This window comes from Sporosarcina luteola (assembly GCF_023715585.1).
GTDB lineage: Bacteria > Bacillota > Bacilli > Bacillales_A > Planococcaceae > Sporosarcina > Sporosarcina luteola_D.
Genome location: NZ_JAMBOK010000001.1, coordinates 403,049 through 416,884 on the forward strand (window position 1 = coordinate 403,049; position 13,836 = coordinate 416,884).

The window sequence follows — 13,836 nt, forward strand, 5'->3', positions numbered from 1 at the left end:
GGTGGAACAGTTCTATACAGAAACCCTTGTTAAATGTTTCACGATACAATACATTTTCATATAATTTATTAATTATATGAAAATGTAAAAGTTTTTTATATTAGTTCTTTATTTTCTATTGTAAATAGTAGAGTATATGGTAGAATCAAATACAATGATTCTTGAAGTTAAATATAATTAATGAACTAATGGTGATGCAGAAATGACCTTTTTAGTTAAAAAGTGCCTGCATTTACCATGTCTGTAGTTGTATAAATAAATTTCAGCTGATGTTGTGAAATTAATATTGAAGAGAGGGATTCTCCATGAACATATGTTTATTAAAATACAAATCTTATTTTAGTCAGAGTGTCTTATAAGAGACACTCTGACTTTTTTTTTAGTACTTTTTTTAGCACTTATAAAAATTATTAATAGGGGGATAAAAATGAGAAAATCGCTCACTGTTGAACAAAAGAATCAAATACTTGAATATTATTCAGGTGGTCTAAGTTGTGAAAAGATAGGTTTGAAATATAATGTATCTTGGCAAACTATTAGGTCAGTCTTGATTGATAATGGAATTAAGATGGGACCCTCAAGAAGCAAGTGTAAACTTAGTAATCCAGAAATAATAAAAATGTATTATGAAGGCATTAGTATTGATAATATTGCAAGAAAAGCTGGTGTAAAGAGTCAAGCTATATGGAGGCGGTTAAAAAAAAATGGGGTCAAGTTTCCGAGAGGTAGTACAAGGAAAGTAAAAGTTGATGAATCTTTTTTTGAAAATTGGTCACACGAGATGGCTTACGTACTAGGATTAATTTTGACTGACGGTAATATGCCGAAGGATCGGAATAGCATTACTATTACTCAAAAGGATAGACAAATATTAAATAATGTTGCTCAAAGCCTTGGAATGGAAAAGGATTGTGTTACTTACAACGGAAAAATACATTGCTTAAGTATTTACTCTGTCAGAATTTGTCGGAGTTTATTCTGGCTAGGAATCACACCAAATAAATCAAAGACAATCGAATTCCCTAATGTACCTAAAGTATTTATGGGTTCATTTCTGAGAGGTGTAATTGATGGAGATGGCTGGGTAGATGCGAAAGATTATAGAGTTATAATAACTACTGCTTCAAAAAAGTTTGCTGAGGGATTATGTAATGCATTTTTAGACCTGAACTTGAGTAATGCTAGAATCCGAATAGAGGGTAGGGGATATTATGAAGTTAGAGTCTCGAACAAAATTAACATTGGGAAATTAGCGAAAATAATCTATAAAAATAAAGGTAATTTATATTTGGAGAGAAAATATCAAAGACTTTGCTCTCCAAGAAGTAAATGAAATTACAATTTTATTTAGTAGTCAGTCGGAGCAGATCAATTTTAAATTGTAGATTAGGGAGAATTCAATATTCTCCCTAATCAACAAAACGGAATGTATATACATATTGATTGTTTTTCTTTTTGATACGGGTTTTGAATCGGAAAAACGTATGGGTATTCCCGAAAGAAATATACCTTATATATGTCCCTTTCTTTTTTCCGTTTCCGCCCATAACATTCTCTAATATTAATTCATCCAAATAAACCGTTCCGTTGTACTTGATATTCTTAATTGTATTATAAACCTTTTCGATCCCCTCTATGTAAATAGTATCATTGAAAGTAAGTTGTCTACCGTCTTGCAGAGATAATCTAATTTCTTCCGATAAACGAATGTCTTTCGAAAACTCAATTGTAATGGTTTCTGTTTCAAACTGTTTTTCTTTTTCATATTCCATTATTTCCTTCAGTAGAAATAGCGGCATTTTACCATTATCCACTCTCAATCGTACTGGTGGAAAATATTCATCATCTTTTGAGCGATTTTCAACCCATTGCACCGGTAACCCCCATCTAGTTGCCAGGTCTGACAGTGCCAACAATTTATCCATTTCTTCTCCTCCCATTTTGGTGTATTCCAATTAATTTTATCAATGTTTCTGGATATTGCAATATTGTTAATTATATATTATCTCTCAATACAAGTTTAGAAAACGTCTTTATACAAATGGAATGAATACCCATATTTTTGTAGTCTTAATAGCTAATAATAATTAATTAGTATTGGCGATACTAATTAATTATACCTATATTTTTTTGATTAGTGTTGCCTACACTTAGTCATAAAGAACTATATTTATGTTGTTTTTTATGATTTTCCATGCTATTGTATATTTAAAGGATTAGATTTGAAGTGCATAATTGCACTTTTTAATATTTATTATTTATCAAGAGTGAGGTGAAAAAGAATGAATAAAGAGTTCAATAATACTCCTGAAAATTGGTTTGCTGATTTAGTAATTGAAAAGTTTCGAGCTTATGCAATTGTAGATGTTGAAAATAAAATTCAACAAACATTGCTAGAAGCACCTGGGCATGTACTTTTTGAAGAACGTGTTTCGAAATTGATGGAAGAACGATCGTATTATGAAAGAGCTTCAAAAGTATATTTATTGGCAGATTTAATTCAATCGGCTAAAGAACGCTTTCAGGAAGACGAGATGAGCTATGCTAAAGCTGCTTTTGATCTCGTATTATCTAAACGTAAATTTAGTTCCTACCATAAAACGCTATAGTTATAAGGGTAGTGAACAACAAGGTATTTCAAATATAAAACCTACTATTTCGATTGGATAAGTAGGTTGGGATGAGGGATTAATTTGGAGAAAATTATTAACGTAAATGCAGCAGAATTAACTGTTGGAGAAAATGTCAGAGAAACAGAAACTGTAAAGATTCCAAAGTTTTCGTTTGTAAAAGAACTTGCGGAAAGCTATCGTTCTCGTTTATTAGAGAACTATAAAATGTATATCATTGATAACTATGAAAATGAAAATGACTTAACTGAAGAGTTAATGAGAGAAGCAGTTATGATTATGGATGCATCCGAAGAAGAGATACTAAAAATGTTTTTCGAAGATGCATATGGTAGTTATCCTGAAATAAATAAGCAAGCTTATTTCAATCAGTTATTTGAAGTAGCTACACCGTTCCCTTATTCTACGGGAAATTAATGAAGACTGTTTAAGTAAAGTGGAGAATAAAATCTCCATTTTACTTCTTAAAATAAAAAGAGAAAAGGAAGATTAACATGGCATTTAGTACTAAATATTTAAGCGATGAATTGGCATTTTACATCGAAACAGCAGAAAATGATTACGAACGTAGATCACGTAGTATTTCTGTAAAAATTCATTTAATGGGGGGGATTTCTCTTTCCGAATTAGATTCTGGTACGGTTGTTGCTAAACGGGCGATAAGTGAATATAACCGAACTATAGGAAAAAAAGAAGGGACATATACAGAAGAGATGTATGTATATGGCACTCCTTTCCGTACAGCATTTGCTTATATCACTGAAAATCAAAATTTTTTCTTTACTCGTTTGAAGTATGCGGTTAGAAAACATGGTGAGAAATCAATAGACTTTCATCGTATGGGTAAGAACTATAGTGCTGATAGTGTTGTTGCAATTTACAATCAAGATCATACAGCTATTCATAATCCACTATATGTGACATATCACTCGATTTCGCTAGGTATTTTACGACAAGAATTTAAGTCGAAAAAGGAATTGAAGAACGAGTTTAAGTTGTCTGATATAGAATTAAATAAAGCTCTAGAGATAGGTACATTTTTTTATCAAGATTCAACTGTAACGTTGAAAATTGTGAAGTCCAGTATTGAGCCTTCGTTTGAAGAACATAAAAGAATGACAGAAGGCTACTTAGAATCATTGGAAAGATCCTTAGTAAATGAGTATTCTCGTTACAATGAATCTGAGGTGGATTTAGAGCGTTTATGTGTGCAAATTCAAGAGGCGAAAGAAGAGATTCTAGCTTATGAAAAATTGATACAACAAGATTCTTTTCATAATGTTCGTGTAATGAGTTTAAAAGAAAAAAATCCCGTGGAGCTCTGGGGACAGATTGAATCAGAGTTAAAAGCGCTTTACGATTCACATAAAGAAGCAATTAAAGGTTTATTAGATAATGAACCCGCTGATTTGTTTATTGATGGAGTGGTGATAGATTACAGCAAGTTTCTAAATATAACTCCAAATATAATCTGTATAGATTATATTTTAAAGTCATTAATAGACTTTGAACATGAGATGTTTAGAGAAGGGATTCATCTGAAAAAGATAGCATAAAACTCAAAAGTTAGAGGGGCTACAAGCTAGCTCCTTTAATTTTTTACAGAGGAGATCACATCATGAACGTAACAGAAATTATTCAAAATGATTATTTAGAGTGGCAGCAGGGAGACTTGGTTGCTATTTCTGCAGGCACAGGCAAAGGGAAAAGTCATTTTGTGAAAAATGCACTTTATGATTATGCGAAAGAAAAAGGAAAGCGGATATTATTCTTTTTGCATCGTAGTAACACACTTGAACAATTTAAGGCTGAGATTGAGGCTGAAGGAAAATCAGATGTGATTGAATTGATCACATATCAGAGCTTTGAGAAGTCAATTATCCGTCAAAATCAGCTTGATCTATGGATGTATGAATTTATCATTTGCGATGAATATCATTATTTTGGTAATGATTCTGCTTTCAATAAATACACTGATGTGTCACTCAATGAGATTATTGAGGGGACGGATGAAAGAGTTGTAGTGTTTATGAGCGCCACAAATGAGTTTATTAAAGAGTATTTGCATAACCGCAAATCGATCAAACCAAGAGAATACGTTCTGCCAGCTAACTATGATTACCTTAAACCGTTAGAATTTTTTGATGACAAACAGTATTTAATTGATGCATTGAAGGTGCGTGTAGAGAAAGGAGAAAAGGCTCTCATCTTTATTGAATCCGCCACTGATTGCTATGAGCTATATAAGCAGTTTGAAGAACATAGTATGTTCATTTGCGGAAAAAGTCATGGTAAATATAAGTATGTGGATGAAGATAAGCGGGAGCAACTATTAAGTAACCAACGCTTTGAGGATTTATTCTTATTCACTACGCAAACACTTGATGCAGGATTGAACATCATTGATGATGACTTGCACTTTATTATAGTCGATATAGCTGATCCTGATGTGCTGGTTCAGTGTGTAGGAAGAAAGCGAATAAGAGACGTTGAAAGAGATTATGTACATTTAGCTGTGAAAAATCGGTCAAATGGGCGATTAGGCTATGACAAAGGTAATTTAACGACTCGTATGAAACATGCCAAATTTCTTGAGGAACATTCCCGTGAAGAATATGATCGAGAGTTTTATCGTGAGCCTGATCCTTTTCAACTCGTATATTTTGAGCCACTCCCTAATCAATTGTATAAATTAGGTGTTAATGAGCTTCTATATGATAGCTATAAATACAAATATAAGCGCCTTGAGGATATACAAGCATTGGCTGGCGGATATCGTCAATTTATTATTGAGCTTTTCGGACAGCAAGGTAGTGTTTCAATGGATGCTTATTTAAATTCAAATACTCGTACAGCATTAGAAGAAGCTTATACTCAAGACCTTGTATTTTATAGTCTAAAAGAAAAGCGAGCTTTTGCAGAGCAGTTAAATTTGAAATCCAATGGCAGGCTTGTAACAGGATTTCGAAAAATTAACGATTTACTAACTACTAAAGATGCATCATTTCGTGTTTATCAATATGAAGCGAAAAAGGATGGAAAACGCTATAAAACTGCTTGGAAGATTATTCGAATGCCAAATTAAGTTGGATGAAAATGTTGTTAGTGATATTATATACGGACACCAAATTCGACCAAGCATGAAAATCGTCGAGGGGTTTGGGGACGGGCGAAAAGCGTGTTTTCGAATTGCTTTTATCGGAAGCGAAGCGGGAGATAAAAAAATTCAAAACCGCAGCGTCCCCAAGACGTGATTTTCAAGTCAAAAATAGAAGAGTTAGTTAGAGGGCAACAAATGAAAAATTGTATAGTTGAATGAACTATAAGTACGGTTAATTCAACACTTTTAATGCTAAAGCAAAGGGTGATGAAAATGGAGTCGAAATTAACAAAGATGAGGATGTTAGATGCGGCACATAGGTCATTTGACAAAAAGGATGAGCTATTATTAATGAGTATTGATGACTGTGAATATGATGAAAGTAGCCGCAACGTTGCACTTATCGACTATATTAATAAAGGTTATCAAGCAGATGAAATTTGTTTAGAAGATTCCTTATCTGAGGTATCAAGAAAGGTAGTTCACTTTATTTTCAGAAATGGAATCGTTGAAGATATGCATGCAGGTAAATTCAGCGTGCATAAATACGAAGAGATACCTAAAGGCACACCTATTGAGATAATTAGCCAGCTCTCTGATCCAGATATGATGGCATTGAATAAATATATGATGGATCGAGTAGGGTACTTACTTAAACTACTTCAAAGTTCTGACTACACTAAACTGCACTATGTTCTAAACGAACATGATGATGAAGATGCTAACTGGGATATGCCCAATACACATGAGGTTGAAAACGAGATTAATGAACTCATTTGCAAAGAAATGGAATTTCATCTTAAACATAAATAATTTAAAGCACATTCTAATGGCTGTCAAGAATCGGATTCAAAGTCCAATCGATACAAAATAGAAACCTTAGATGTTGGGATGAAAATGTTGTGACAGGTATTATATAGGGACACCAAATTTGACCACATGAGTATCATTTGTGTGGTCTTGTTATATTTTATAAGAGACGATGAATTTGCAAGAATAGTAAAAAAGATCTAATATATAGTTTAGAACGTTAGAACTTATATTAGGATAAGGGGGTTAGATTATGAAATTTCCTTTTGTCATAGGTGAAGAATACAGTAGAAAAAATGTGAAAGCAATTATAGGTCATCCAGAACCAGATAGTATCGGTGGGATCTGGGCAACAGGTTATGCTTCTTATGAAGGATGTTATTTTATATTTGCAAATATAGAATCAGCTGGAAGAACGGGACATGACTACCCAAATATATTAACTGATAATGAATTATATTGGTTTAGCAAAGGACGGGACACGTTAAGTACAAATACCATTCAACATATGATGAATGGTGAACATGAAGTCTACATATTTACAAGAGGGGATAGTAGTAATGTAAACTTTGTGTTTAGAGGATTAGGGTATGTTAAAGATTTTGAAGATGGAAAGCCGGCACATATTGTTTGGGGCTTTGTAGATAATATTGCAAGTATATCTAATCAATATAAAGCGGCAAATCGCAGAAGATTTATTGAAGGTACTAAAAAGGATAGTACTATTACTATTTATGAAAGAAATCCAGCAGCACGAAAAGCTTGTTTAGATTATTATGGTTATGGTTGTTTAGTATGTAGTATGAATTTTGAAGAACGATATGGTGAAATTGGAAGGGAATTTATTCATGTTCATCATGAAGTGGAGATTAGTACAATTGGAGAAGAGTATGAGATTGATCCAATAAATGAGTTAAAGCCAGTTTGTCCAAATTGCCACGCCATGCTTCATAAACGAAAGCCTGCTTATTCAATAGATGAGTTAAAAGAAATTTCTGGGTATCACTAAAGAATGTTTATTTTTTCACATTTATTATCAACCTTTAAAGCGAAAGCGTTCTGAGATAATGAGTCAAATAAATTGTTCAATGAACTACTATTACTTATAAGGAGTGTGATGGAATGAAAACTTTTTATATGGAATTATCCTTGAAAATAAACAAAACAATTCCTTTCCAAAATGAGATTACAGCATTATCTGTTCATAAGAAGTCAGTTTTAGAAGATGGATATGTGACTTATATCTATTTTAATACAAGCGAAAAAACAATCTATATCGGTGAAACGAAACAATTTTTAATTCGTCATGACCAACATATGGGAGAGGATCATTTTAAAGAAGGAAACTTTAATCGGTGTATTGTAATTTTTAATAAGGGGATATTTACAAAAACACATGCTGAAGACTTGGAGTATATTCTAATTAACCATCTAATCGCAGATTTGCCGGATAGCAAGTTTACATTATTTAATAGAAATAATGGTAAAGAGCAAAATGAGTACCCTGGTAAAATAGACATTAAGCAAAAAGTGTTTATGGAAGTATGGACAGAAATACTTTATCCTAGAGGTTTAGTAAGTACATTAGATATAGAAAAAATTAGACAAAGTATTTTATATAAATATTCTCCTTTTAAAGAACTTACAGCCAGACAATATGAGATAGAACATTCTATATTAGAAAACTCAAGTGATAATCATTTGATTCATGGTGGTGCGGGGACAGGCAAAACTGTTTTATTAATGTCACTTATGTATAAACTTATTAATGAGTATCCTGATAAAAAGATTGGTTTAGTAACAACCAGCAATTTATTGAGTAGATTTAATAGTATTTTAAAGCAACTAAATCTAAGTAAGAGATTGCAATTTGAAAGGGCTGGGGCATTAATTTCAAGTGGAATTAAGTACGATGTCATACTTGTTGACGAGGCACACCGTTTACAAAGAAATTATGCCAAGGGACATCCTGCAGCCAAAAAGCATTTTATAAATCAAAAAACAAGTGAATTAGAAATGCTATCTAATGCTTCGGGCAACTTAATTTTATTTTATGATCAATTCCAATCTATTCGTCCACAAGATATACCAAGACGTGATTTTATAAGTGGTACTAAAGATTACACACCATATACACTAGAGCAACAGTTAAGGATTATTAGTAATGGTGAATTTGATGGAAATGACTATATTAAAGGATTATTTTATGCTTTAGGATTTAGTGACAATAAGGAATTCAATCCAAAGGTTTTTGAAACAATAAATGAAGATTCTTATTTTGGTACAGTAGATAGCATTAAAGGTTTATTTGAGTACTTGGATGAAATGGAAGGGCTCACAACCAATACAACAAATAGGGTGCTTGCCGGCTATACGAGAAAGTGGGTTTCTAAAAGTACATCTAAGAAGAATGCAGCGATTATCAAGAGAAATAAAGAAATTGAAAATGAAGCCGACCATGAACCGCTACCATACGATTGGGAGGAAGCTGATAATAAGTGGCGCTGGAATAAAAGTTATGAAAGATGGTCTGAATTACCTCAATCTAGAATGGAAATTGGTTGCATACATGCTGTACAAGGAGCAGACCTGGATTATATCGGTGTAATAGTAGGAAAAGATTTGATGGTAAGTAAAAAAGGATTAGTTGGAGTACGGAAATATTACAAGGATACAGGTGGCACACCATTAATTGAAGGCTTCGATGAAGCTGAATTCAGTGAATTTATTTTAGATATTTACTATGTGCTACTAACTAGGGGAATAAGTGGCTGTAGAGTATATTTTGAAGATGATAGAGTTAAGTCTTACTTTATGAAAAAGATTTCGGAAGGTACAAAAAGAACAATTGAAGTATAATCCGTTAAACCAAAAAATTTGCTATTGAGCATAAATTAACCTTTATGCTCGATTTTTATTGTATTTATTAATAAGGTAGGAATTCACCAAAGTATTACGTTACGTTGCTTCAATTTTGAGTTTAGATATACATGATTTAAGATGAGAAGTCCCAAGAATTTTCCCCCGATTGAGATTACACATTGAATAAATCTTAGATGAAGAGTTTGCTGAAATAGAAAAGGCAAATAAATTAAGTTCTCTAGGCAAGTTTGTTTCAGCAACTGGAGCTGAGTTGAAGCGAAAATAATAACCTTTAAAAAAATTTCAAGTTGGGCGAGTAGTGATTGTGCTACTCGTTATTTTTATGTGTATCAGTAGCAAAAGTGATTAACCGTTACCACAGACGAGACGACAGGCTCCCGTGGCGGAAAAATATAGTCATTGATAAGACATGATAAAACACACATAAATCATGGAAGATGGCTCTAAACGATCAATGGACATTAAGCAGCGATACATACGTCAAGATGTAACATCAACTAAAGTGTGATTATTGACGGGGTTTTTCATAGGGAAACACAGGGCTTGACGATGACATTTGTAATTTCATTAGGCTATGTTAAATTTAATGGTTGATTTTGAATAAATCATCGTCTTTTGTGATATTCTGACTTTAAAATTACAAAAGGGGCAATTCAAATGACTTTAACGAACATAATAGCTGATATTTCTTCCTTGAATGATAAGGACAAAGAATACATTCTAGATTATCTAACTCGTCATTTCTCGCCGTCTGTCTCACAGCAAGGAGCTTTAATCGGAGAATTGAGAGAGAGAAAGTTTTCTCGTGGTTTTCATTGTCGGCATTGTGGAAGTACATCAGTGGTTCGTTACGGGAAGCGGGATGGTCGCCAACGTTATAAGTGCAAAGACTGCCATAAATTAAGCAGTGATTTGACCAATTCCCCTATGTATCGTTCGAAAAAAGCAGATAAATGGATTCCATTTATTGAATGTATGTTGAATGGTCTATCACTTCGTGAAACAGCTTTAAAAATTGGTATCACTCATGTAACCGCTTTTTATTGGAGACATAAAGTGTTATCTGCTCTCGCAAAAGAACGTATCGGTATTTTCGAAGGACTAGTAGAAGTAGATGAAACATACTTTTTAGAAAGCTATAAAGGACGAAGAGTTATTCCTAATCGCAAACCAAGAAAACGTGGCGGTTCTGCAACCAAAAGAGGTATTTCCAATGAACAAGTCTGTGTATTAGTCGCTAAAGACCGAAACGAAACAACGCTTTCAAAGCGAGTCGGTTCAGGTAGAATTCTAAAGGAACAACTTGATACCATTCTTACATCACATTTTAAGAGTGATACAGTGCTTATTTCCGATGCTCACAATTCTTACAAATCTTATACGTCTGGTAACAATGTGGAGCACGTAATCATAAACGGCAGCAAGAAAGAGTATGTAAAGAAAGGTATCTACCACCTCAATAATATTAATAATTATCATTCACGTCTAAAGAAATGGATACGTCGATTCAATGGTGTTTCTACGAAGTATTTACAGCTTTACTTAGTGTGGTTTCAATTCCTGGACAATAGAAAAATGGAAAGTGATTTGAGCAAGAAAAGGCAAATGCTTTTCTTGGCAAGTGTTCATGGAACATGGGAAACAGCAGACAAGTTAAGGCTGAGAGACTATGCATTCTAATTGAAAAATGCACATAAAAAATGAGCTGGAAAATGTATCTCCAAGCTCATTGTATTTTGATGTCCATTTTTACTAAAGCACCACGTTAGTTGAATAAGCTATTGTCTTTTGGTATCAGTCATCAAGAAAACCATAGCGTTTTGTGATAAGTTTAACACTATGTTAGCTATTTAATTCTTAGCTTCTAATACAAAGAAATTTCGATTAGACACTTTTTAATACTCTTTTTAAGAGGTACTAATTCACAATTCTTATTTACTTTGATGTAAAAACTTTTTAAGAATGTCTTACAGTTAGAATATAAGAACCAATACTCTTCTTCCTCTAACTGTTCTTTTTGAACTTTTAGTTCTAGTGGTACATTTTGTATTAATGTTTCTATTTCAACTTGTTCCAATCCGTTATTCACCATTTCTAGTATGGGAATTAAAATCCTTTCATCTTCATCGTGGATATAAACACTAGTTGAAACAAATACCTTACTCCATAGTACTTTTAATATTTTTAAGTAAAACTTCTTATCTATTTTTGGACTTTTTACAAGTTCATCAATAGCATCAGTTACATGAGCAACACTATGAGCCCAGCCTTTTCCAGATACATATCCCCGTAAATCCTTCTCCAAATTAATATAATCGAGTAATATATCTTTTATTTTAAACACCATTTCTTGGGAAAGAAAGTTGTCTTCATTATCCCTATATAGAATAAGTGCTATTAAAAGAGTAGTAAATGACCTTGTAAAAACAGTATCAGTTTCATTTTCCCCAATTCCTTTAAATAACAAGTCACTTAAACACAATTCTAGTAATTCATTTAATAACTCATGCTCAATTTTATTTTTTTCTATAATTAATTGATAAAAAGAGTTATAAATTAATTGGTCTCTCAGTTCACTATCAGTTGAACCGATGTGCTCAACCATAGATTTTACTATACAAACTATACTTTCTTCTTCCCAAGTTCTTCCCTCGCTTTTAATTTCCATTAAGATTTTTTTCAGTTCAATCGCCTTCATTGGAATTTCTAAGCTTTCCATACCATCCACCCCTTTTCTAATATCACAAACTTCTTCTTAAACTAAACTGCCCCGTTAGTTTAAGTGTAAACCTTCACAAACTTGTTCTTATTTTAACATAAATACCCAAATGGTACGAATATTATTTAATCAGATGTTGGGTAGGTGTCACCATACCATTTACTCAAATCAACCTTTTCCTTTAACATAGCCTTTCATTAAACCACATTTAAAAATAACCTGAAGTCGTGTAGTGACGATATAGAGGAGTGGGAGAATTGCATAACAACTATGTAATCTATTTTCTTACTAGCACATCATTAAGTTGGTGTGCTTTTTTTTGTATTCTCTTCGGTTTATATCTGACCAAGTAACTTATTATTGATGTCCAAATGTATATGACTGTTTACTTACACTACTTTAAGTTGGTATGCTGATATAAAAGGGGTGGTTATTCTGACAGTTTTTGAAGTTTACTCAAGAAGGCATGGTATAGTTGAGTCGTCTGATATTTATGAATATGATGAAATCCCAATTGCTTTTAGGAATCAATTTATTAATATCATCACAAAGGTTTTCTCTGATTTTGAATATAGGCAAATCACTAAAAGTAGTATATTCTGGAAAGAAGTGGCAGAAGAGGTAAAAGTCGAAATGGGATTGTTAAATTACACCGTAGCAAATCCAGGATTGTCGGATTTACCTAACACCGTTCAGTGGGTAATGGCATATTTTTTAGAGTGTGGTGATAGAGAAGCAATTGATATTATAGATTTGTTAGTTCACTTTCATTATAATTGTGCTCATAAACATATAGAGTATAAAGATAAGTGTTCTATTGCGTTTGATAAAATTAATCAGAAATTTAAACAAAACTCATTAGGATATGAAATAGTTAATAATCAATTAATACGCATTGATAATCAATTTATCCATTCAGAAGTAGTAATTGGAGCAATTAATTTGTTAGTTGAAGAATCATTTACATCCGTTTCAGATGAATTTCTTAAAGCACATGAGCATTATAAAGAAGGGAATTATAAAGATTCTATTGTTAGTTGTGGGAGAGCATTTGAAAGTGTGATGAAGGTCATATGTAAGGAATTGAATTATCCTTATAAACCTAACGATACGGCAAGTCCTTTGATTTCACTTTTATTAAAGAACGAATTTATACCGTTATATTTACAAAATCAGTTCACAGGTTTAAATAATACTTTAGTGAATAGCGTTCCAACTCTGAGAAATAAAAATGGTGGTCATGGAGATATAGATGTAAATGTAATACCCGATTCGATAGTTAGGTATACTTTAAATCTTTGTGCAACTAACATAGTTTTCTTAGTAGAACGATTTAACGAGATTAGATAGAAATTACTAAAAGTACATCACAATTAAGTGAAGTTCATTTCAGATATATTTTCAAATGAGTAGCCAATGGTCTACTCGTTTTTTATTATCTCTGTAACAAATATTTATTGCTGTTAATAGACATCGAGACGATAAGGTTTAAGTGCCTCAGATTGCATTTCATTGATTAGCGATGATTAAACACACTAAAACCTGTATAGTTGCTCTAACTGGATAACATGTTAACTAGCAGCGGTACATGGATCAAAATGTATCATCGTTTGCAGCGTGTAATTATGGACAGATATTTTCATAAACGAACATAGGTCTTAACGATAATGGTTGAGAGACATCATAAAGTGAAT

General features: G+C 32.6%; 12 protein-coding genes. 10 read left to right on the top strand and 2 right to left on the bottom strand.

Annotation, left to right across the window (positions count from 1 at the left end):
• Positions 1 to 427: 427 nt before the first annotated feature.
• Positions 428 to 1,333 carry an LAGLIDADG family homing endonuclease gene (locus M3193_RS02105; RefSeq protein ID WP_251624118.1) on the top strand — a complete coding sequence of 302 codons (906 nt, stop codon included), beginning with the start codon at positions 428 to 430 and terminating at the stop codon, positions 1,331 to 1,333.
• A 76-nt stretch (positions 1,334 to 1,409) separates the two neighbouring features.
• Here M3193_RS02105 and M3193_RS02110 read toward each other — a convergent pair whose 3' ends face one another.
• The gene (locus tag M3193_RS02110) at positions 1,410 to 1,925 is read right to left on the bottom strand and encodes a hypothetical protein (protein WP_251624120.1); all 516 of its coding nucleotides are present in this window, start codon (positions 1,923 to 1,925) and stop codon (positions 1,410 to 1,412) included.
• Between the two features lie 357 nt (positions 1,926 to 2,282).
• Here M3193_RS02110 and M3193_RS02115 point away from each other — a divergent pair, with 357 nt between their 5' ends.
• The 8 genes from M3193_RS02115 (at position 2,283) to M3193_RS02150 (ending at position 11,103) form a co-directional block, all read left to right on the top strand.
• Positions 2,283 to 2,609, top strand: coding sequence for a hypothetical protein (locus M3193_RS02115; protein WP_251624121.1), 327 nt, complete (start codon positions 2,283 to 2,285; stop codon positions 2,607 to 2,609).
• Positions 2,610 to 2,693: 84 nt separating this feature from the next.
• Positions 2,694 to 3,047, top strand: coding sequence for a hypothetical protein (locus tag M3193_RS02120; RefSeq protein WP_251624122.1), 354 nt, complete (start codon positions 2,694 to 2,696; stop codon positions 3,045 to 3,047).
• A 77-nt stretch (positions 3,048 to 3,124) separates the two neighbouring features.
• Complete coding sequence (locus tag M3193_RS02125; protein ID WP_251624123.1) at positions 3,125 to 4,186, top strand: hypothetical protein; 1,062 nt, start codon at positions 3,125 to 3,127, stop codon at positions 4,184 to 4,186.
• A 62-nt stretch (positions 4,187 to 4,248) separates the two neighbouring features.
• Positions 4,249 to 5,715, top strand: a complete 1,467-nt coding sequence (locus M3193_RS02130; RefSeq protein WP_251624124.1) for a DEAD/DEAH box helicase family protein — start codon at positions 4,249 to 4,251, stop codon at positions 5,713 to 5,715.
• A gap of 288 nt (positions 5,716 to 6,003) precedes the next feature.
• Positions 6,004 to 6,543: a hypothetical protein gene (locus tag M3193_RS02135; protein WP_251624125.1), complete on the top strand. Its 540-nt coding sequence runs from the start codon at positions 6,004 to 6,006 to the stop codon at positions 6,541 to 6,543.
• A 250-nt stretch (positions 6,544 to 6,793) separates the two neighbouring features.
• Positions 6,794 to 7,549 (top strand): HNH endonuclease, encoded by a 756-nt coding sequence (locus tag M3193_RS02140; RefSeq protein WP_251624126.1) that lies wholly within the window; start codon positions 6,794 to 6,796, stop codon positions 7,547 to 7,549.
• A gap of 113 nt (positions 7,550 to 7,662) precedes the next feature.
• Entirely contained in the window at positions 7,663 to 9,399 is a 1,737-nt protein-coding gene (locus M3193_RS02145; protein WP_251624128.1) for a DNA/RNA helicase domain-containing protein, read from the top strand.
• 681 nt (positions 9,400 to 10,080) lie between these two features.
• Entirely contained in the window at positions 10,081 to 11,103 is a 1,023-nt protein-coding gene (locus tag M3193_RS02150) for an IS1595 family transposase (RefSeq protein ID WP_251624130.1), read from the top strand.
• Positions 11,104 to 11,287: 184 nt separating this feature from the next.
• Here M3193_RS02150 and M3193_RS02155 read toward each other — a convergent pair whose 3' ends face one another.
• A complete protein-coding gene (locus M3193_RS02155) occupies positions 11,288 to 12,142 on the bottom strand; it encodes a DUF2785 domain-containing protein (protein ID WP_251624132.1) in 855 nt (284 codons plus the stop codon).
• 426 nt (positions 12,143 to 12,568) lie between these two features.
• Between M3193_RS02155 and M3193_RS02160 the strand changes: the two genes are divergently transcribed.
• Positions 12,569 to 13,492, top strand: a complete 924-nt coding sequence (locus M3193_RS02160; protein ID WP_251624134.1) for an STM4504/CBY_0614 family protein — start codon at positions 12,569 to 12,571, stop codon at positions 13,490 to 13,492.
• Positions 13,493 to 13,836 lie beyond the last annotated feature (344 nt).

Bases quoted from the DNA above. Each gene is read 5' to 3' on its own strand.
- M3193_RS02115 (WP_251624121.1), top strand. From the start codon at position 2,283: ATGAATAAAGAGTTCAATAATACTCCTGAAAATTGGTTTGCTGATTTA.
- M3193_RS02140 (WP_251624126.1), top strand. From the start codon at position 6,794: ATGAAATTTCCTTTTGTCATAGGTGAAGAATACAGTAGAAAAAATGTG.
- M3193_RS02130 (WP_251624124.1), top strand. From the start codon at position 4,249: ATGAACGTAACAGAAATTATTCAAAATGATTATTTAGAGTGGCAGCAG.
- M3193_RS02135 (WP_251624125.1), top strand. From the start codon at position 6,004: ATGGAGTCGAAATTAACAAAGATGAGGATGTTAGATGCGGCACATAGG.
- M3193_RS02150 (WP_251624130.1), top strand. From the start codon at position 10,081: ATGACTTTAACGAACATAATAGCTGATATTTCTTCCTTGAATGATAAG.
- M3193_RS02110 (WP_251624120.1), bottom strand. From the start codon at position 1,925: ATGGATAAATTGTTGGCACTGTCAGACCTGGCAACTAGATGGGGGTTA.
- M3193_RS02125 (WP_251624123.1), top strand. From the start codon at position 3,125: ATGGCATTTAGTACTAAATATTTAAGCGATGAATTGGCATTTTACATC.
- M3193_RS02105 (WP_251624118.1), top strand. From the start codon at position 428: ATGAGAAAATCGCTCACTGTTGAACAAAAGAATCAAATACTTGAATAT.
- M3193_RS02145 (WP_251624128.1), top strand. From the start codon at position 7,663: ATGAAAACTTTTTATATGGAATTATCCTTGAAAATAAACAAAACAATT.
- M3193_RS02155 (WP_251624132.1), bottom strand. From the start codon at position 12,142: ATGGAAAGCTTAGAAATTCCAATGAAGGCGATTGAACTGAAAAAAATC.